The following is a 17012-nucleotide window of genomic DNA, read 5'->3' as shown; positions in this document are numbered from 1 at the left end:
GTTAAAGCGGCTCGCAGGAGGCGCTGACGACGCGCGGACGGCCGCAATACGCCAGCCCACCAAAACGCGTCGTGAAGGTGTATTCCCGCTTGCCGGGCTTCAGTCGGTTGTCGATCGTCAGCGTACAGCCGTGGCCGACCACGGTAATATCGGCAACCAAGATGTTGTTCGGATACGACCTGATGGCCTGAATATGGTGTTTGCCCAGCACCCGCAACGAGGCCGAGCCGGCCGCCGCCTCGGTGGGCCTGCCGCCGAGGGTGGTCTCATAATGCTCCTGCCCGGAGACGGTGCTGTCGACATCCAGCGACGCATGTCGGTCGACGGTTAAAGTTCCGGTTCCTTCGGCATGAATCGGGAAATTGCTGACGGAAGGATTTTCGCAATCGGCAACGCCGTCATAGGTAAATTTGGCTCTCATGGTCGAACCCGCGGCAAAACAGCTCGCCGGCAACACGATCAGCCCCGCAACGACTGCCGCGCCGAACGCGCGATTGAAATTTTTGCGTTTCATCATCCATCCCTTCAAATTTCCGACCGGTCCATCCGTCGGGCCGCGATCGATCAAGCGCCGGAGCACCGGCAAGGCATGATCGGTCGCCCGCGGAAAACCGCGGCTGTTCAGTTAGTTGCAAAAAGGGTTGTACGGTTCAAAGCTGGCCGCATCATTCGCGTCGCCGCCCTCTGGCGCAAAAGCCGGCAGCACCAGCACCGGGCCGATAAACGGCAGATTTGGCTGTTCGACCAAACGATCGATCAGCGCCGTTCGTAACAGTGAAATGCACCGTAGATGCCGGACCGGTCGCGCTCAAAGCCGATCGCGCTGCGCTCCTCGTCGCGGCGCCAGATGTCGCGCAGCGGCGCAAGCTCATGGCTTTCCAACGGGGATTCCGTGCCCGCGGTGCGGAAGATCACGCGGACATCGTCGCTGCCGGCACGATCGATCGCGTTCCAGAGCGCACCGATTTCGTCCGGCGCCATCCAGTCCTGCGAGTCGAGCAGCACGACCGCATCGATCTGGCGCGCGGGAAGGCTTTCGAGGAACTGGCGCAGATTGGCGTGAACCGGAATGATCAATCCGGCGCCATCGCGCATGCGGGCGAATTGGCTGGCCTGTAAATAAGGCGGCAGGCAGAGGTCGCCGGGACCGCGGTAACGGCGATGAAGCGCCTGCCAGGCGAAATAGTTGGTGTCGTTGGGATGGCCGTTGATCAGGCGCGACAATCGCTCGTAGAGCACCTCATGGAGCGGCGCGCCTGCGCCCAACAGCTCGCGCTGCTGCGGCGGAATGCCCAGGCTGAACAGCAGGGCCGGCGTGCCCGTGATCAGCTTGGCGAGCGGCGAATGAAACAGACGATGCAGACGGGCCAGCGCCTCAATGCGCTCGGGAGCATCGACCTTGCCGCTCAGCAACGCCTTGAGATCGATCCGGGCCAGCTTTGCCAGCCTATGCGCAAGGCCGATAAAACGGCCGAGCATGCCGTGGCGATAGAACCCGTCGGTGAAATAACGATACCGCGGACGCCCGACCACATTGCGCTTGTCCCAGTAAGCCCGCGCATCGGCGTCGAGCCAGAGCCACAAATGATCGCGATAGAGTTCGGCGTTGGCGGGCGAGGCGGCCTCGCCGAAGAACTGCCAAAAATCAGCGTATTTGGAAAACGCGCGAAGCCCCGCGAGCTTGAGCTTGAGCAGCGACAGATGAGCTTCGTTGAGATCGACGGCGAACACTTGGGCAGGCCGGGCCGTCAGGTAGGATAATGCGTTACATCCGCCGGATGAGATGGTGACGATGGTCGAGCCTACCGGCAATTGCAACGCCGCGAGGTCGGCTTCCGGATCTTCCCATATCTGGGTGTAAACCAGGCGGCGAAACCAGAAGGAAAACAGGCGGTCCCACACAGTCGATTGTTCGTCACCTCGGCTGTTGCGGACCGCGTCCGCGATAAGTTGCGTGCTCATCTATTCCCCGAATCAGCAATCTGACGACGGTATCGTGCTCTCGCTGCAGTTTTGCGACAGCCGCGAATGCACCCGCGCGTCACTGTCACATCCCTGTCGCGCGAACATCGGAATAAGCGAGACCTGCCGCAGGAGGCTGATGGATGTCCGCATTTCCTTCCGATATCGGCGCAGACATGGCCGGAGATATCCCCGCTAATCTCAGCGCCAATTTTAGCGACAATCTCGGTGACAAGTTTTTCTGGGCGACCGAAGCAACCGATCGCATGAACCGGATGTACCGCCGGCAGCGTCACATCTACGACGGCACCCGACGATATTACCTGCTCGGCCGCGACCGGCTGATCGCCGATTTGAAGCCTGAGGCCGGCGCCAATGTGCTGGAAGTCGGCTGCGGCACCGGCCGCAATTTGGTGCTGGCCGCCCGCCGGTTTCCCGGGGCATGCTGGTTCGGCATCGACGTCTCGACGGAAATGCTGACCTCGGCGATTACCGCGATCGCGCGGCGAGACCTGACATCCCGGATCAAGGTCACCCATGGCGATGCGACCGCGTTCGATCCGGAGCTGCTGTTCGGCATCCCGTCGTTCGACCACATCATGATTTCCTACAGCCTCTCGATGATCCCGAACTGGAAGGCGGTGCTGGAAGCCGCCATCAGCCGGCTCAAACCCGGCGGCCGTTTGCACATCGTCGACTTCGGCCGGCAGGAGCGATTGCCCGGCATCGCCCGCGCGCTGCTGCTGCGATGGCTCACATTGTTTGACGTCACGCCGCGCGACGATCTCGAGCGCGTGCTGTCCACGATGGCCGCCGCATCAGGCGCTGGTGTGAAGTTCGAACGTCCGTTCCGCGGCTATGCCCAATATGCGGTGCTGACGCTTCCATCGGGGCCGGCAAAACCGTGAACGCGTGGCTTGCATTGCTGGCGGCGGGCGTGTTGGAGATCGCCTGGGCACTGGGCCTGAAATATTCCGACGGCCTCACGCGATTTTGGCCGACCGCGCTGACCTTGGTGGCGATCGCGCTGAGTTTCAGCCTGATGGCGCTGGCGCTGCGATCGCTGCCGTTCGGCACCGCCTATGCGGTGTGGACCGGCATCGGCGCCGCCGGCAGCATCATCGTCGGCATGCTGATGTTCAGCGAATCCGCCGATCCGGTGCGGATCCTCTGCCTGACATTGATCGTGGCGGGAATGGTCGGGCTCAAGCTTAATTCGCCGGTTTAAAGGCGGCGCGTTGTTCTCGGCGCTGCCGCTTCGCACGCAGGCCTCGCCAGCCTTCGACGGCGCCGAACAATGCGAGCGCCAGCACGAACGGAATAACGTGATACAGCACGCGAAACATCAGCAGTCCCGCGATCAACGGATCCTTGTCCTCACCGCCAAGCCCGAGCAGGATCGTCGCGTCGAATACGCCAAGGCCCGCCGGCGCGTGGCTGGCGAATCCAAGCAAGGTCGCGACGATGAAAACGACGACGAGCTGAAAGATCTCGACGTTGGCCTCCGGCGGAATCAACACGTACATCGCGAGCGCCGCGGCGCAGAGATCGAAAACGCCGATCAATATCTGCACCAACGTCATCGGCCCGGACGGCAGCCGCACCGGCCACCGAAGCGTGCCGATATTTCTCGGCGACAGCCAGCTCCACGCCAGGAAAACGATCACGCCCAGCAACAGCGCGACCGCGAGGCATCGATTGAGCTCCGGCGAGAGCAAATCGATCACGCTGATGGCATCAGGTTGCGACAGCACGCTGAGCCCGAATGCGGTCAAATTGCCTAACCAGAATGTGAGTCCGGTCAGGAAGCAAATGTTGGCGACATCGAGGCCGCCAAGGCCGCTGGCCGAATAGATCCGGTAGCGGATCACCGGCGAGATCAGCGCCACCGCGCCGATGCCGTGCGCGATCGGATAACTGGTAAAGCTGGCCAATGCCGCGATCCGGTAGGGAACATCGGCGCGCCCGATGGTGCGCAGCGCCAACAAATCATACAGCGTCAAACTGCCATAGGACGTCGCAACCAGCAGCAGCGCCAGTGCGATCGAATGCCACGGGGTATGCTCGATGACCGCCAGGACGTCGTCGACATCGATGCGTTTGATGGCATGCGTCAACGCGAATATCGCCATCACGGCAATCGCAATGCCGATCACGACACCCAGGCCTTTGAGCCGGGCGCTGGGCAGGATCGGCTTCTGCAGCACGTTGATTTCCAGGGTAGCTATCCATTCGGGCCACGACTTAGCATCGTCGTGCCACCTGATTCGGCGCGGTCTGAGTCATCCATTGACACGTAGATGTGACAGCCGCGTTACCTGCCATCGTTAACCACACGCGACTTTAGAATCGCTGCAACGGCCGGAATCCCGGCGCATTGCCGTCGCAACTTGTTCACGCCGCCTCGGTAAGACCCGCGCGAAACCAACCGATCGATTCGAGGAATCATGAGTGCGGAATTCGATTACGAGCTCACGCCCGACCAGTGGGACGTGCTCCGGGCGCTTCGGCGGCCGACGCCGAGAAGCCGGCGCCTGAATGTATCAGTGGTGGACGGCCTGATCGCGTTGCAACTCGCCGCGATGATCGACGATGGACCGGTCATGACGCCACGCGGCCGCGAAGTGCTGGTGCGCGGTTCGTCGCGGCTGTTGTTGGATCTCGCGGCTTGAGGTCCACTATTTCGACGAACTCATTTCGTGGCGCATTTCCCTCTGAGACGACGCGAGACGTCACGTCATAAAAAAGCGCCCCTCAGGCGTATCGTCTGAGGGGCGCGTCGATTTGACGAAAGCAATGACGACAGCGACGCCGGAAAATTATTCCGCGGCTTGCGCCAGACCGTCGGCTTGCGCTTCCTTGTTGTAGTCATAGACCACGCGACCGTAGGGCAGCGTGAGGTCGGCGAGGAAATGATGCGCGCCGATCACCCGGCGCACCGGGAAATCAGCTACCGGTGCGTTGACATGCGGCACCAGATGCAGTCGGCCAGGTCCGCTCCACGATCCCTTGACGACGATATCGGTGAGATTGATCGCGACCAGTTGGCAGACTTCCGCGCGGCCGTCGACGCCGGGGATCAGTTTCAGATTGATCTGCGTCTTGGACAATGTCGCGAGCGTCGCTTCGCCGTGGCCTGCCATCGCTTCATGCTTGTAGCCCATGGTGCCCATGGCGACGAGCTGATTGGCGTATTCGAGCGTGCCGGTCAGCGTGTCCTTGACGATTTCGAGCTTTGGGTGCGCATATTTCTTCGGAAAGCCCCAGATCTCGCGGCCGGCGGCAATCGGCGGGTCATCGTCGAGATACATCTGCGAAACGAAATTGACTTCTTCGCCGTTCAGGCGCGCCGGGATCACCAGGCCGGACTCGGTATAGCTGCCGAATCCGGAGCTGTCCGGCATCTTGATCCATTCATAATGGACGATCGCCTGGTCGATCGGCTCCAGCGGCTCGGGCAAACCAGCACGGATCAACTCCGGATCGGTCTCATAGGTGATCACCAGGAATTCACGATTGATGAATCGATAGGGCCCCGCCGGATAGCTCGGGCTCGCCATCGGCATCGACGGCAGCTTGAGAATATCAGCCTTGCGCATGTGATGATCCCCTATTCCCCGGTGAATGATGAGCGACGAGTTGCCGTCATCGGCCGGCAGCCCGCCATAAGAAATTGCTAACGGCAGTGTTTGACAGCGATGTGAAGCGGTTTGCGACCGTTAAGAATACCGGCGCGATATCGCGCAACGGCGCCGTCCCCGTGCCGAAACAAGCGTCCTTGTCACACCAGCGTCATCGCCTCCGGTGAATTCTAACCGTCGCCCGCCACCCTGGAAATTCAGGAAGAACTCCGGGAACAAATCCGGGAATTCTTCCAGAGAACGCGTCAGAACAACGCTTCCAGAAAAACATCGAGAGCATCATCATGGACGCACGAACGCCGGACTCAGACGTTGCCGCGATCGCGAACTGGCGGCCCGACCATTGCGACCGGGTGGCGCTGGTGCTGCAAGGCGGCGGCGCGTTGGGCGCTTACCAGGCCGGCGTCTACCAGGCGCTGCATGAAGGCGGCATGGAGCCCGACTGGGTGTGCGGCGTGTCGATCGGCGCGATCAATTCGGCGATCATCGCCGGCAATCCGCCGGAGCGTCGGCTGGAACGGCTTCAGATCTTCTGGGACCGGATCACCGCGCGCAAGGTGTGGCACTACACGCCTGACGGCGACGTCTATCGCAAAGCGCGCAATCTCACCAGTTCATGGCTGACCACGACGCTGGGCCAGCCCGGCTTCTTCAAGCCGCACGACATGAATCCCTGGTTCAGTCCCGCCGGCGCCAAGACCGCGACCAGTTATTACGACACCACGCCGCTGCGCGACACCTTGCTGGAGCTGGTGGATTTCGACCTGATCAATTCGCAAAAAATGCATTTCGCGGTCGGCGCGGTCAATGTCCTGACCGGTAACTTCCTGTATTTCGACAACAAGAAGGAAGTGATCGCGCCCGAACACGTGATGGCGAGCGGCGCGTTGCCGCCGGCGTTGCCGATGGTGAAGATCGGCACCGATCATTTCTGGGACGGCGGCATCGTCTCCAATACGCCGCTGCAACATCTGTTGGACCAGGACGACAGCAAAAACTCGCTGGTGTTCCAGGTCGACCTGTTCAGCGCCCGCGGCGCGCTGCCGCGCGACATCCAGGAGGTTCTGGCGCGGCAAAAGGACATCGTCTACTCCTCGCGCACCCGTCACAACACCGACATCTACCGGCGCATGAACAATCTGAAGGCAGACTATTTCAAGGCGCTGTCGAAGATCCCGGACGATCAGTTGAGCCCGCAGGAACGCATCAGCCGCGATCATCTGGCGCATCTGCCGGGGATCACGATCCTGCAGATGATCTATCAGCAAAAGGCCTATGAAGGCGATTCGAAGGATCACGAGTTCTCGGCGACCTCGATGCACGAGCACTGGCAAAGCGGCCTGGAAGACACCAGGCGTACCCTGCAGCACCGCGACTGGCTGACGATGCCGGAGGATAACATGGGCATCGTCGTGCACGACGTGCATCGCGAACGGGATTATTGATCGACCAAGACGTTGACGGCGTCATCCTGAGGTGCGAGCTCTTGCGAGCCTCGAAGGATGGCCGCACGTACGGTGCTGAACACCATCCTTCGAGACGCGGCGAAGACGCCGCTCCTCAGGATGACGCCCGAGATAACTTCACGGGCTCTCAGGGTGAGGTAGCTATGTTTTCCGCGCTCGTATCGTGGCTTCACCACATGGAATTCTTGGCGCGTTCCGGCCATTCCCGGTCGTAGCTGTCGCCGCCGACCTTGTCGTCGCTCATCGAGGCCAGGATCTGTCCCGGGGTCGGCAAGCTCCTGGGGTCGACGCGCTTGTCGGGGTTCCACAGGTCGGACCGCACGATGGCGCGGGCGCATTGAAAATAGATCTCGTCCACGGTCATGACGATGACCGTACGCGGCGCCTTGCCGTCCATCTTGAACGACGCCAGCAAATCCGGGGCCGCCGAGACCTCGGCGCGGCCGTTGACGCGCAGCGTGCTGCCGGAGCCCGGAATCAGGAACAACAGCGCAATCCTGGGATCGCGCACGATGTTACGCAGCGAGTCGACCCGGTTGTTGCCGCGGCGATCCGGCATCATCAGCGTCTTTGCGTCGTGGATGCGGACAAAGCCGGGCAGATCGCCGCGCGGCGAACAATCGAGCCCCTCCGGTCCGGAAGTCGCCAGCGCCGCGAATGGTGACTTTTCGATCAGCACGCGATAGAGCGGCGTCACGCGATCGGCGACCTTCACCATGGAGGCATCGCCGGTCTCGCCGTAGATCGCCTCAAGCTGTTCGGTGGTCGCGATGATCGTCATGCTTTCTCCTGCTAACCGACAAAGTCAACGCAACGGCGAAATCCTATTCGTCCCACCGATCGCCCTTGATGATCCGAACCAGTTGGCGCGCGTGATATTCGGCGCTGCTGACATTCATGATGGTGAAATCGGGAGCCGCTGCGGCATCATCGACCGTGCGGCCAAGCCGTTGCTCGATTTTCCCGTCGCTGCCGCGCGCGCGCATCGCCAGCCGTTCGGCCAGAACCTGCGGCGGCGCCGTAATCGACACCACCGCGACGTCGGCGTAGGCGCGGCGCGCCGCACCGATCACGGTGCGCGACACATTGGCGATCACGGTATGGCCGGCGCGGATATCGTCATCGATCGCGCGCGGCAACGCGTAGCAATGGCCGTGCGCCTCCCAATGCATCGCGTAGGCCTGTTGCGCGAGCGCCTGCCGGAAGGCCTCGGGGTCGACTTGTTCATTGTCCTCGAATACCGAGGCCTCGCGCGTGACGACACGGCGTGCAAACACGATATGGCGATCATCGGCGCAGGCAGCTTTCGCCAATCCGAGCAGCGTGTCCTTACCGGCGCCGCTCGGGCCCACCGCCAGGACGAGCCGCCCCGGCCCGATCGCTCCCGGCCTGGAGCCGGTTATCGTGATCTGTTCGCTCACGCCACCCGCTGCCCTTTGCGCCAGACCGCGCGCACCACCGGAACGTCGTGCGCGACATGGACGCGGATCAAATCGGCGCGCTTGCCCACGGCGATTTCGCCACGATCATGAAGCCCGACGGCTTCGGCGGGCGCCTTGGTCACGGTGCGCACCGCCGCGGCCAGATCGATCGCGGGAACATGCCGCGGCAATTGCAGCGCGCCCATGAGGAGACTGGAAGGGACGTAATCGGACGACAGAATGTCCAACAGTCCTTCGCGCGCCAGATCGACCGCGGCGATGTTGCCGGAATGCGACCCGCCGCGCACGACATTGGGTGCGCCCATCAGGATGCCGATGCCGGCCTGGTGCAGCGCGTGCGCAGCTTCCATCGTGGTCGGAAATTCCGCGACCGAGACCCGGTCGCGGATCGCGTCGGTAACATTCTCGCCGGTGGTGTCGTCATGGCTCGCCAGCGGAATCTTGTGCGCATGGGCCTGCGCCACCACTTCGCGCAGATTGGTTTCCGCATACGCCTTCTGGTAGGCGGTGCGCCGCTCGAACATCACGTCGAGTTCGGCATCAGTCTTGCCGCCCTTGCCGCGATAATAGATGCGCAGCTTGGCCTCATCGCGAAACTGGCGCTGCCCCGGCGTGTGATCCATCAGCGACATCAGCCGCACATCCGGCCGGCCGATCAGCTCCTGCATTTCGTCGAGCACGTTCGGCATCGGGATTTCGCAGCGCAGATGCAGGAAATGATCGACGCGCATCATGCCGGCGTCGCGCGCCGACGTGATGGCCTCGGCCAGCCCGCCATCCCTCACGTCGTCGTCGCGCCCGACCCGCAGCGAATCCAGTACCGTGGTGATGCCGCAGGTCGCCAATTGTCCGTCATAGGAAACCACGGCCGCGATCGGATTCCAGAACACTTTTGGGCGCGGCTCGTAATGTGCCTCGAGATGATCGGTATGCAGTTCGATCAGGCCCGGCATGACCAGGTCGCCGCCGGCATCCTCGCACCCGGCCGGCCCATCGCCCTCGCCGAATTCGGCAACGTGCCCGTCGGAAAACGCGATCCAGCCGCGCTCGATCACGCGATCGGCCAGAACGATTCGGGCGTTGCCGATGGTTGTTTCGGACTTTGCATTCATCTTGCAAGCATCTCTCTTCTTGAAAGCATCTCTCTTCAGGCCGCGGCGGCAAACGAAGTCACGTCGACGATCCGGTCGGCGATCAAATGGCGAATCTCGTCGTCATGGACGATCGCGACCATGGCGACGCCCTGACGTTTCTTACTGTCGACCAGCTCGACCACCACCGCGCGATTGGCGGCATCGAGCGAGGCGGTCGGTTCGTCCAGCAGCAATATCGGCAGGTCGGAGATGAAGCCGCGCGCAATGTTGACGCGCTGCTGCTCGCCGCCGGAGAAGGTCGAGGGCGGCAGCGCCCAGAGGCGTTCGGGAATATTCAGACGGCGCAGCAACTGACCTGATTTTTCGCGCGCCTCGGCGCGCGCGACGCCGTTCGCGATCAAGGGCTCGGCGACCACATCGATGGTGGCAACCCGGGGCACCGCGCGCAGGAACTGGCTGACATAACCGATGGTGGCGCGGCGCACACTGAGAATCTGCCGCGGCTCGGCCTTGGCCAGATCGATCTGCGTCCCCTGGTGCCGGATACCGATCCGGCCGCTATCGCAGCGGTAGTTGCCGAAGATCATCTTGAGAATAGAGGATTTGCCGGCGCCCGACGGCCCCGCCAGCACGACGCATTCGCCGGGCTCGACGTGAAACGAAACGCCGCGCACCACCGGCAGTTCGATGCCGCCCTGCAAATGCATCACGAAACTCTTTTGCGCGTTGTTGATGTCGATCATCGCGGTCATTTCAGCTGTTCTCCGCGCTCATGCCGGTAAAATCGAGGAGACGAGCAATTGCGTATAGGGCTCGCAGGGATCGTCGAGCACCTGATCAGTCAGTCCGGTCTCGATCACGCGGCCGCCCTTCATCACCATCACCCGATGCGACAACAGCCGCGCCACGGCGAGATCATGCGTCACCACGATCGCCGCCAGTCCGAGTTCGCTGACCAGATTGCGCATCAGGTCGAGCAGCCGGGCCTGCACTGACACATCGAGCCCCCCGGTCGGCTCGTCCATGAACACCAGCCGCGGCTCGGTGACGAGATTGCGCGCGATCTGTAACCGCTGCCGCATGCCGCCGGAATAGGTCCGCGGCGCGTCGTCGATGCGCCCGGTGTCGATCTCGACCCGCTCCAGCCAGGACGAAGCGGTATCGCGGATGCGGCCGTAGTGATTCCAGCCCACCGCCATCAGGCGCTCGCCGACATTGGCGCCGGCCGATACCGCCATCCGCAGGCCCATCGCGGGATCCTGATGCACATAGCCCCAGTCGGTGCGGAACAGAAAGCGCCGCTCGGCTTCGCCGAGGGCGGCCAAGTCGCGCATCACGCCGTCGCGCATCCGATAGGACACGCTTCCCGCGCTCGGCGTCAGTTGCGCCGACAGCAATTGCAACAGCGTCGACTTGCCGGAGCCGGATTCGCCGACGATCGCCAGCACCTCGCCCGGATACAGCGCAAAGGACACGTCGCGGCAGGCCATCAAATGGCCGTAGGATTTGCCGAGGCCCTCGGCGGTCAGCAGCGGCTGGTCGCTATCGCCATTTAAGGTCTCAGCCATTTTAGTTTCAGCCATGCGCCCTCTCCTTGTGCGGAGCCGCGCTCTCGCTGCCGCGATGGCCCTGGCTTTGCCGGGTCTCGCAGTAATCGGTATCGGAACAGACGAACATCCGGCTGCCCTTGTCGTCGGTGACGATCTCATCGAGATAGGAATCGCCGGCGCCGCACAACGCGCAGGGCGCATCGAACCGGTAGCGGGTGAACGGATGATCCTCGAAATCCAGCGACACCACCGAGGTATGCGGCGGGATCGCATAGATGCGCTTTTCACGGCCGGCGCCGAACAGTTGCAGCGCCGCGCAATTATCCATCTTCGGATTGTCGAATTTCGGCGTCGGCGACGGATCCATCACGTAGCGGGCATTGACCTTCACCGGATAGGCATAGGCGGTCGCGATATGGCCGAAGCGGGCGATGTCCTCATAGAGCTTGACATGCATCAGGCCGTATTCGCCGAGCGCGTGCATGCGCCTTGTCTCGGTCTCGCGCGGCTCGAGAAAGCGCAGGGGTTCCGGGATCGGCACCTGATAGACCAGCACCTGCCCCGCATGCAGCGCGCCTTCCGGAATCCGGTGCCGGGTCTGGATCACGGTCGCGTCCGTCGTAGAGGTGGTGGTCGCGACACCGGCGGTCTTGGCGAAGAACTTGCGGATCGAGATCGCGTTGGTGGTGTCGTCGGATCCCTGGTCGATCACCTTCAACACGTCGTCGCGACCGAGGATCGCGGCCGTCACCTGCACGCCGCCGGTGCCCCAGCCATAAGGCATCGGCATCTCGCGGCTGGCGAACGGCACCTGGTAGCCCGGTATCGCGATCGCTTTCAGGATCGCGCGCCGGATCATCCGTTTGGTCTGCTCGTCCAGATAAGCGAAATTGTAGGTTGGCGCGTTCATTCGGCGGCCTCTCGTAGCGGCGGCGAAGCCTCTGCCTCGGCGAACTCCTGGCGCAGCTTGCGCAGCAGGCCGAGTTCGGACTGGAAGTCGACATAATGTGGCAGCTTGAGATGTTCGACGAAGCCCGTCGCCTGCACATTGTCGGAGTGCGACATCACGAACTCCTCGTCCTGGCTCGGCGCGAGAACCTCTTCGCCAAGCTCGCGCGCGCGCAAGGAGCGATCGACCAGCGCCATCGACATGACCTTGCGCTCGCAATGTCCGAACGCCAATCCATAGCCGCGGGTAAAGCACGGCCCTTCGGTGGCCGAGCCCTTGAACTGATTGACCATCTGGCATTCGGTCAGCGTGATCGATCCAAGCGGCACCGCGAAACCGACATCTTCCGCCAAAAATTCCACCTCGACTTCGCCGAGCCGGATTTCGCCGGCAAACGGATGGGTGCGTCCATAGCCGCGCTGCGACGAATAGCCGAGCGCCAAGAGAAAGCCTTCGTCCGCCCGCGCCAGGTTTTGCAGGCGCAGGTCGCGGTCGGCGGGAAAGCTCAGCGGCTCGCGGGTGAGATCGCCGACCGGCGCATCGTCATCGGGGCGCGGCGAGGATTCGATCAGCCCGTCGCGGCCGAGGATATCGGTGACGCGCGGCATCGCCCCGGCAGGCGCGTCCGACGTCGCGGGAAGCTCGGGCGCAAAGCCTTCCGCCAATTGCGGATCGAGCAGCCGATGGGTGTAGTCGAAGGTCGGTCCGAGGATCTGACCACCGGGGATATCCTTGAAGGTCGACGATATCCGCCGCCGCACCTGCATCCGGCCGGTGTCGACCGGTTCGGTGGCGCCGAACCGCGGCAGCGTGGCGCGAAACGCCCGCACCAGAAAAATCGCCTCGATCATGTCGCCGCGCGCCTGCTTGATCGCGAGCGATGCGAGCTCGCGGTCATACAGCGAGCCTTCGGTCATGACGCGGTCGACGCCGAGGCTGAGCTGTTCGGAGATCTGGGCGAGCGACACTTCCGGAACGTCGCGATCGCCGCGACGCTCATGCGCCAGCAGCCGATGGGCGTTCTCGATGGCGCGCTCGCCACCCTTGACGGCGACATACATGATTAATCTCCCTCGGCGACAAGCCGCGTGGTGCGGGGGATCGCGACGACGGCGTCGTCGGCCACCAGCACCACGTCGATGCCGCGCGGAAACAGCGTCGCGTTGATCGCGAGCCGCGCGAACAGATCCAACGGCTCGATCGTGGCCTGCAGTACGGTCGTGCCGTCGATGCCCGGCCCGCTGAGCTCGAAGGCCAGCCCCTCACGCAGGCTCTCGACCTGCAGGATCAGCGTGGTCGAGCGATCGGGGTATTCATTGCTGCCGAACGAGAATTGGTCCAGCGCGGGAAGTTCGGCAGCGTTGCCGATCAACGCAAAGCTGCAGATCGAGGAATCCGAGACGATCGGCGCGCTGGTATGGAATTTGAGCCATTTCTCGACTTCCGGCGCTTGCGCCATTCGCGGATCGAGCCAGAGCGGCGTGTCGTGATCGAACAGCGTCAGCGCGATCGCGGCGGTGCCGCGCATCACACCGGGAGGCGTGCCGGAGGCCGAGGCGATGCAATGCACGCTGCCCGGCCGCGCCATCGCATCCATCACGGAGCGAAAGGTGGTCTGCGCCGACAACACCTTGTCGGCAAAACCGGACGGCAATTCGGCAAATGTCGTCATCGCTCAGCCCTCGCCACGCACCATCGTGTAGAAATCGACTCGCGTCGCCGCGGTCTCGGCAGCCTTGCGGTTTTGCGCGGCGGCGATCGCCGCGCGCAGCGGCGCCAGCACGTTGGCTTCAATTGTGCCGGCATGATCGGCGCTCTGGATCAGGGCATCGCACAACGCGATCATCTGCGCCTTTTGCCGATCGCGGCCCAGCGCGTAGCCAAAGCCGACCTCGCCGGTCGAAAGCCGCACCGCCGCGCGCGACACCGTGGCCTCGCCCAGGTTGAACGGCGCGCCGTCGCCGCCGGTGCGGCCGCGCACCATCACGAGGCCATTCTCCGGCTCGCGCAGGTTTTCATGATCCGGTAGCGAGATCGCGGCAAGACGTCCCGCGATCTCGACCGCGCCGGAATGCGCCAGCACCGCCATCGCTGCTTTTCGCTTGGCCTGCTGGCCGCTCTCTTCGGTCGTCAACATCAAGGCAGCCTTGGCTTCAACAATCTTGCCTGAATCAAGTTGTCTATGATACTAGACAACTTGATAAGCGAACGCCATGACTGTTTGGTGACAAAATGATGATTTTCGCGATCCCCCTCCCCGGCCCGACGCCATGACCTTGCAGGAAACGTCATCCGGCGTGGCATTGTGGCGGCAAGTCGCCGACGGCATCGAGCGCGGCATCGCTGACGGCCGTTTTGCCGCGGGCGAAAAGCTGCCCGGCGAAATGGAGATCGCCGAGACCTATCGCGTCAACCGCCACACCGTGCGCCGCGCGCTGGCAACGCTCGCCGAACGCGGGCTGGTGCGCGCCGAGCGCGGCAGCGGCACCTATGTCGAGGCGGCAAAGCTGGCTTATCCCTTGCGTTCGCGCACGCGGTTCTCCGAGATCGTCGGCGCCGGCGGCCATGAGCCGCGCGGCCAGTTGATCGATGCATCGGACGACGTGGCGACCCGCGAACTGGCGCGGGAGTTGGGGCTGAAAACCGGCGCGCCACTGATCCGGATCGAATCAGTTCGGCTGGCCGACCGCACGCCGATCTGCGTCAGCACCACCTGGCTTTCCACAACACGCTTTCCGGATGCCGGGCGCGTCTTCGCCACTACCCGCTCGATGACCAAGCTGTTGGTGCATTACGGCATTCGCGATTATCGGCGCGGCACGACCAAAATCACCGCCGCCATCGCCGACGCCGCCGATGCCGCGCGGCTCGATCTGGCGCTGGGCCGTCCGGTCCTCGTCGTCGACAGCACCGACGTCGATACCGACGGCACGCCACTCGTGACCAAACGTTCACGCTTTGCCGCCGAGCGCATCGAATTCGTGGTGGAGAGCGGTTAGGGCGTAGGGTGGGCAAAGGCGCGCTCGCGCCGTGCCCACCATCTATCGAATCGCGAGCCTTATGGTGGGCACGCTTCGCTTTGCCCACCCTACCAACTGTCGCTCACCGCCTCACGCCACCGCGCGCGGACCGATGATGGCGAAGCGCAGTTTGCCTGAAATCCAGTCGATCATGGCGACCGCGATCAGGATCATCAGGATCAGGAACGATACCTTCTGCCATTCCAGCACGCGGATCTGTTCGGCCAGTTGCAAGCCGATGCCGCCGGCGCCGACGATGCCGATGATGGTGGCCGAACGGGTGTTAGACTCGAAAAAGTAAAGCATCTGCCCGGCGATCACAGGAAATACCTGCGGCATCAGGCCAAATCGAATCTCGTGCAGCGCATTGCCGCCGGAGGCGCGGATGCCCTCGACCTGCTTCCTGTCGGCGCCCTCGATCGCCTCCGAGAACAGCTTGCCAAGCGCGCCGAAATCCGACAAGGCGATGGCGAGCACGCCGGCGAACGGGCCGAGACCGACCACATTGATCCAGACCAGCGCCCAGATCAGTGTATCGACGCCCCGGATGGTGTCGAGGAAGCGCCGGATCGGAAACCGGAAGAAGTTCGACGGCACGATGTTTTTCGCCGCCAGCAGGCTGACCGGGAATGCGAACACCGCGGCCAGCGTGGTGCCAAGCAAGGCGATCGACAGGGTTTCTCCCAGCGCCCTCAGATAAAGCGGCAGCGACGCGCCGGGATTGGGCGGCAGCATCATCAACGAGATCCAGCCGAGCTGATGAATGCCATTCAGCATGCGGATCGGCGAAAAGCCAAGATGGATCAGGCCGAACACGAAGATCGCGAGCGCGCCTGCTAGCATCGACGGCCACGCCAACCGCGAGGAGACCGGACGGTTGAAGACATCGGGATATCTGGCGCGCAGGCCATCGGTCTCCAGCATCGAGCGTTTGGTCATGTGCGCCGCTCCTTGCCGAACAGCCGCCCGCGCACCCAGCCGGTGCCGATATCGATGACAAACACCGTCAGGATGATCAGCAGCAGGATCGCGCTGACATCGGAGTAGTAGAATTTTCGGATCGCCGTGATCAGCTCGACGCCGATGCCGCCGGCGCCGACAAAGCCCATCACCGAGGCGCTGCGCACATTGATCTCGAAGCGCAGCAGCGTGTAACTGGCGAAGCCGGCCACGACCTGCGGCAGCACCGCGAAGCGCATGCAGGCGATCCAGCCTGCCCCGGTGGAACGCAGACCTTCGACCGGCTTCATGTCGATATTCTCGACCATCTCGGCATATTGCTTGCCCAGCGCGCCGATCGAGTGGATCGTGATGGCGAGAACGCCAGCCATCGGACCGAGACCGAAGGCGATCACGAAGATCAGCGCGAACACGATATCGGGCACGGTGCGGCAGAATTCCATCAGGCGCTTGACGATGAAACGCACCCAGGGACCCGGCGAGGTGTTTTCAGCCGCCAGGAAATTGAACGCAAAACCCAACACCGCGCCGAACAAGGTGCCGACATAGCTGATCAGGATGGTTTCACCCAATAGCAGCGACCATTTCTTCCAGCCCCACAGCCATTCGGGAATGTTGGTCCAGACCCGGCTGCCATTGTCCAGCGTGAGCAGGCGATCGAAATAGCTGACGAAATGACCAAAATAAGTGAACAGCGTGCGCAGGTTCACTTCGGCGCCGATCGAGGCGATCGCCAGCGCGGCAAGAAACGCGGCAGCGCCGAGCGCCACGCGCAGCCGCTTGCGCGCGACAGCCTTACGATAGACCTCGTTCAGCGCGGCAAGCTGCTGATCCGGGAGTATCGAGACTGCGATGGTCAAGGTGCCGCACTCCGCCGCGCATCGAAATAAAGCGAAAGAGCCGGGTCAAAGGACCCGGCTCTTATGTC

20 protein-coding genes are annotated in these 17012 nt (G+C 63.0%); 5 read left to right on the top strand and 15 right to left on the bottom strand.

Features of this window, described 5'->3' with window-relative positions:
• Position 1: 1 nt before the first annotated feature.
• Together GSQ88_RS33370 and GSQ88_RS33365 are read right to left on the bottom strand one after the other, a co-directional pair.
• The gene (locus tag GSQ88_RS33370) at positions 2-514 is read right to left on the bottom strand and encodes a hypothetical protein (protein WP_210253953.1); all 513 of its coding nucleotides are present in this window, start codon (positions 512-514) and stop codon (positions 2-4) included.
• A 242-nt stretch (positions 515-756) separates the two neighbouring features.
• Positions 757-1962: a BtaA family protein gene (locus GSQ88_RS33365; protein ID WP_159012495.1), complete on the bottom strand. Its 1206-nt coding sequence runs from the start codon at positions 1960-1962 to the stop codon at positions 757-759.
• Between the two features lie 266 nt (positions 1963-2228).
• Between GSQ88_RS33365 and GSQ88_RS33360 the strand changes: the two genes are divergently transcribed.
• Positions 2229-2870: a class I SAM-dependent methyltransferase gene (locus GSQ88_RS33360; RefSeq protein ID WP_246785210.1), complete on the top strand. Its 642-nt coding sequence runs from the start codon at positions 2229-2231 to the stop codon at positions 2868-2870.
• Positions 2867-3190: a DMT family transporter gene (locus GSQ88_RS33355; protein ID WP_159012493.1), complete on the top strand. Its 324-nt coding sequence runs from the start codon at positions 2867-2869 to the stop codon at positions 3188-3190. Before GSQ88_RS33360 ends, GSQ88_RS33355 begins: the two co-directional genes overlap by 4 nt.
• On the opposite strand, the gene GSQ88_RS33350 is transcribed toward GSQ88_RS33355, so the two are convergent.
• Positions 3174-4169, bottom strand: a complete 996-nt coding sequence (locus tag GSQ88_RS33350; RefSeq protein ID WP_246785190.1) for a putative bifunctional lysylphosphatidylglycerol flippase/synthetase — start codon at positions 4167-4169, stop codon at positions 3174-3176. The genes GSQ88_RS33355 and GSQ88_RS33350 overlap by 17 nt on opposite strands.
• 240 nt (positions 4170-4409) lie before the next feature.
• On the opposite strand from GSQ88_RS33350, the gene GSQ88_RS33345 reads away from it, so the two are divergent.
• Positions 4410-4634 carry a hypothetical protein gene (locus tag GSQ88_RS33345; RefSeq protein ID WP_159012492.1) on the top strand — a complete coding sequence of 75 codons (225 nt, stop codon included), beginning with the start codon at positions 4410-4412 and terminating at the stop codon, positions 4632-4634.
• Between the two features lie 147 nt (positions 4635-4781).
• Here the strand turns inward: GSQ88_RS33345 and GSQ88_RS33340 are convergent, their stop codons facing one another.
• Positions 4782-5561: an acetoacetate decarboxylase gene (locus GSQ88_RS33340; protein ID WP_159012491.1), complete on the bottom strand. Its 780-nt coding sequence runs from the start codon at positions 5559-5561 to the stop codon at positions 4782-4784.
• Positions 5562-5887: 326 nt separating this feature from the next.
• Here GSQ88_RS33340 and GSQ88_RS33335 point away from each other — a divergent pair, with 326 nt between their 5' ends.
• The gene (locus tag GSQ88_RS33335; protein WP_159012490.1) at positions 5888-7048 is read left to right on the top strand and encodes a patatin-like phospholipase family protein; all 1161 of its coding nucleotides are present in this window, start codon (positions 5888-5890) and stop codon (positions 7046-7048) included.
• A 190-nt stretch (positions 7049-7238) separates the two neighbouring features.
• Here GSQ88_RS33335 and GSQ88_RS33330 read toward each other — a convergent pair whose 3' ends face one another.
• From GSQ88_RS33330 to phnG, 9 genes are read right to left on the bottom strand one after another with little or no spacing between them, the layout of a single operon-like run.
• Positions 7239-7850 carry a pyridoxamine 5'-phosphate oxidase family protein gene (locus GSQ88_RS33330; RefSeq protein ID WP_159012489.1) on the bottom strand — a complete coding sequence of 204 codons (612 nt, stop codon included), beginning with the start codon at positions 7848-7850 and terminating at the stop codon, positions 7239-7241.
• 43 nt (positions 7851-7893) lie between these two features.
• Entirely contained in the window at positions 7894-8490 is a 597-nt protein-coding gene (gene phnN, locus GSQ88_RS33325; protein WP_159012488.1) for a phosphonate metabolism protein/1,5-bisphosphokinase (PRPP-forming) PhnN, read from the bottom strand.
• Positions 8487-9623 (bottom strand): alpha-D-ribose 1-methylphosphonate 5-triphosphate diphosphatase, encoded by a 1137-nt coding sequence (locus GSQ88_RS33320; RefSeq protein ID WP_159012487.1) that lies wholly within the window; start codon positions 9621-9623, stop codon positions 8487-8489. Before GSQ88_RS33320 ends, phnN begins: the two co-directional genes overlap by 4 nt.
• 35 nt (positions 9624-9658) lie before the next feature.
• Positions 9659-10357, bottom strand: coding sequence for a phosphonate C-P lyase system protein PhnL (gene phnL, locus GSQ88_RS33315; RefSeq protein WP_159012486.1), 699 nt, complete (start codon positions 10355-10357; stop codon positions 9659-9661).
• Between the two features lie 18 nt (positions 10358-10375).
• Positions 10376-11173, bottom strand: coding sequence for a phosphonate C-P lyase system protein PhnK (phnK, locus tag GSQ88_RS33310; RefSeq protein ID WP_159012787.1), 798 nt, complete (start codon positions 11171-11173; stop codon positions 10376-10378).
• A 7-nt stretch (positions 11174-11180) separates the two neighbouring features.
• Positions 11181-12065: an alpha-D-ribose 1-methylphosphonate 5-phosphate C-P-lyase PhnJ gene (locus GSQ88_RS33305; RefSeq protein ID WP_159012485.1), complete on the bottom strand. Its 885-nt coding sequence runs from the start codon at positions 12063-12065 to the stop codon at positions 11181-11183.
• Complete coding sequence (locus GSQ88_RS33300; RefSeq protein ID WP_159012484.1) at positions 12062-13165, bottom strand: carbon-phosphorus lyase complex subunit; 1104 nt, start codon at positions 13163-13165, stop codon at positions 12062-12064. The genes GSQ88_RS33305 and GSQ88_RS33300 overlap by 4 nt, the downstream gene beginning before the upstream one ends.
• Positions 13166-13167: 2 nt before the next feature.
• Positions 13168-13776, bottom strand: a complete 609-nt coding sequence (phnH, locus tag GSQ88_RS33295; RefSeq protein ID WP_159012483.1) for a phosphonate C-P lyase system protein PhnH — start codon at positions 13774-13776, stop codon at positions 13168-13170.
• A 3-nt stretch (positions 13777-13779) separates the two neighbouring features.
• Complete coding sequence (phnG, locus tag GSQ88_RS33290) at positions 13780-14241, bottom strand: phosphonate C-P lyase system protein PhnG (protein ID WP_159012482.1); 462 nt, start codon at positions 14239-14241, stop codon at positions 13780-13782.
• A 133-nt stretch (positions 14242-14374) separates the two neighbouring features.
• On the opposite strand from phnG, the gene phnF reads away from it, so the two are divergent.
• Positions 14375-15103 (top strand): phosphonate metabolism transcriptional regulator PhnF, encoded by a 729-nt coding sequence (gene phnF, locus GSQ88_RS33285; RefSeq protein WP_159012481.1) that lies wholly within the window; start codon positions 14375-14377, stop codon positions 15101-15103.
• A gap of 111 nt (positions 15104-15214) precedes the next feature.
• Here the strand turns inward: phnF and phnE (GSQ88_RS33280) are convergent, their stop codons facing one another.
• A complete protein-coding gene (phnE, locus tag GSQ88_RS33280) occupies positions 15215-16063 on the bottom strand; it encodes a phosphonate ABC transporter, permease protein PhnE (RefSeq protein WP_159012480.1) in 849 nt (282 codons plus the stop codon).
• Positions 16060-16944: a phosphonate ABC transporter, permease protein PhnE gene (phnE, locus tag GSQ88_RS33275; RefSeq protein WP_159012479.1), complete on the bottom strand. Its 885-nt coding sequence runs from the start codon at positions 16942-16944 to the stop codon at positions 16060-16062. Before phnE (GSQ88_RS33275) ends, phnE (GSQ88_RS33280) begins: the two co-directional genes overlap by 4 nt.
• Positions 16945-17012 lie beyond the last annotated feature (68 nt).

The organism is Bradyrhizobium sp. S69 (assembly GCF_009766005.1).
Taxonomy (GTDB): domain Bacteria; phylum Pseudomonadota; class Alphaproteobacteria; order Rhizobiales; family Xanthobacteraceae; genus Bradyrhizobium.
This window is presented reverse-complemented; position numbering and strand designations above follow the sequence as displayed.

Excerpts from the sequence above, each read along its gene's own strand:
- GSQ88_RS33370 (WP_210253953.1), bottom strand. The coding sequence starts at position 514 with ATGAAACGCAAAAATTTCAATCGCGCGTTCGGCGCGGCAGTCGTTGCG.
- GSQ88_RS33365 (WP_159012495.1), bottom strand. The coding sequence starts at position 1,962 with ATGAGCACGCAACTTATCGCGGACGCGGTCCGCAACAGCCGAGGTGAC.
- GSQ88_RS33360 (WP_246785210.1), top strand. The coding sequence starts at position 2,229 with ATGAACCGGATGTACCGCCGGCAGCGTCACATCTACGACGGCACCCGA.
- GSQ88_RS33345 (WP_159012492.1), top strand. The coding sequence starts at position 4,410 with ATGAGTGCGGAATTCGATTACGAGCTCACGCCCGACCAGTGGGACGTG.
- GSQ88_RS33340 (WP_159012491.1), bottom strand. The coding sequence starts at position 5,561 with ATGCGCAAGGCTGATATTCTCAAGCTGCCGTCGATGCCGATGGCGAGC.
- GSQ88_RS33335 (WP_159012490.1), top strand. The coding sequence starts at position 5,888 with ATGGACGCACGAACGCCGGACTCAGACGTTGCCGCGATCGCGAACTGG.
- GSQ88_RS33330 (WP_159012489.1), bottom strand. The coding sequence starts at position 7,850 with ATGACGATCATCGCGACCACCGAACAGCTTGAGGCGATCTACGGCGAG.
- GSQ88_RS33320 (WP_159012487.1), bottom strand. The coding sequence starts at position 9,623 with ATGAATGCAAAGTCCGAAACAACCATCGGCAACGCCCGAATCGTTCTG.
- phnL (WP_159012486.1), bottom strand. The coding sequence starts at position 10,357 with ATGACCGCGATGATCGACATCAACAACGCGCAAAAGAGTTTCGTGATG.
- phnK (WP_159012787.1), bottom strand. The coding sequence starts at position 11,173 with ATGGCTGAGACCTTAAATGGCGATAGCGACCAGCCGCTGCTGACCGCC.
- GSQ88_RS33305 (WP_159012485.1), bottom strand. The coding sequence starts at position 12,065 with ATGAACGCGCCAACCTACAATTTCGCTTATCTGGACGAGCAGACCAAA.
- GSQ88_RS33300 (WP_159012484.1), bottom strand. The coding sequence starts at position 13,165 with ATGTATGTCGCCGTCAAGGGTGGCGAGCGCGCCATCGAGAACGCCCAT.
- phnH (WP_159012483.1), bottom strand. The coding sequence starts at position 13,776 with ATGACGACATTTGCCGAATTGCCGTCCGGTTTTGCCGACAAGGTGTTG.
- phnG (WP_159012482.1), bottom strand. The coding sequence starts at position 14,241 with ATGTTGACGACCGAAGAGAGCGGCCAGCAGGCCAAGCGAAAAGCAGCG.
- phnF (WP_159012481.1), top strand. The coding sequence starts at position 14,375 with ATGACCTTGCAGGAAACGTCATCCGGCGTGGCATTGTGGCGGCAAGTC.
- phnE (WP_159012480.1), bottom strand. The coding sequence starts at position 16,063 with ATGACCAAACGCTCGATGCTGGAGACCGATGGCCTGCGCGCCAGATAT.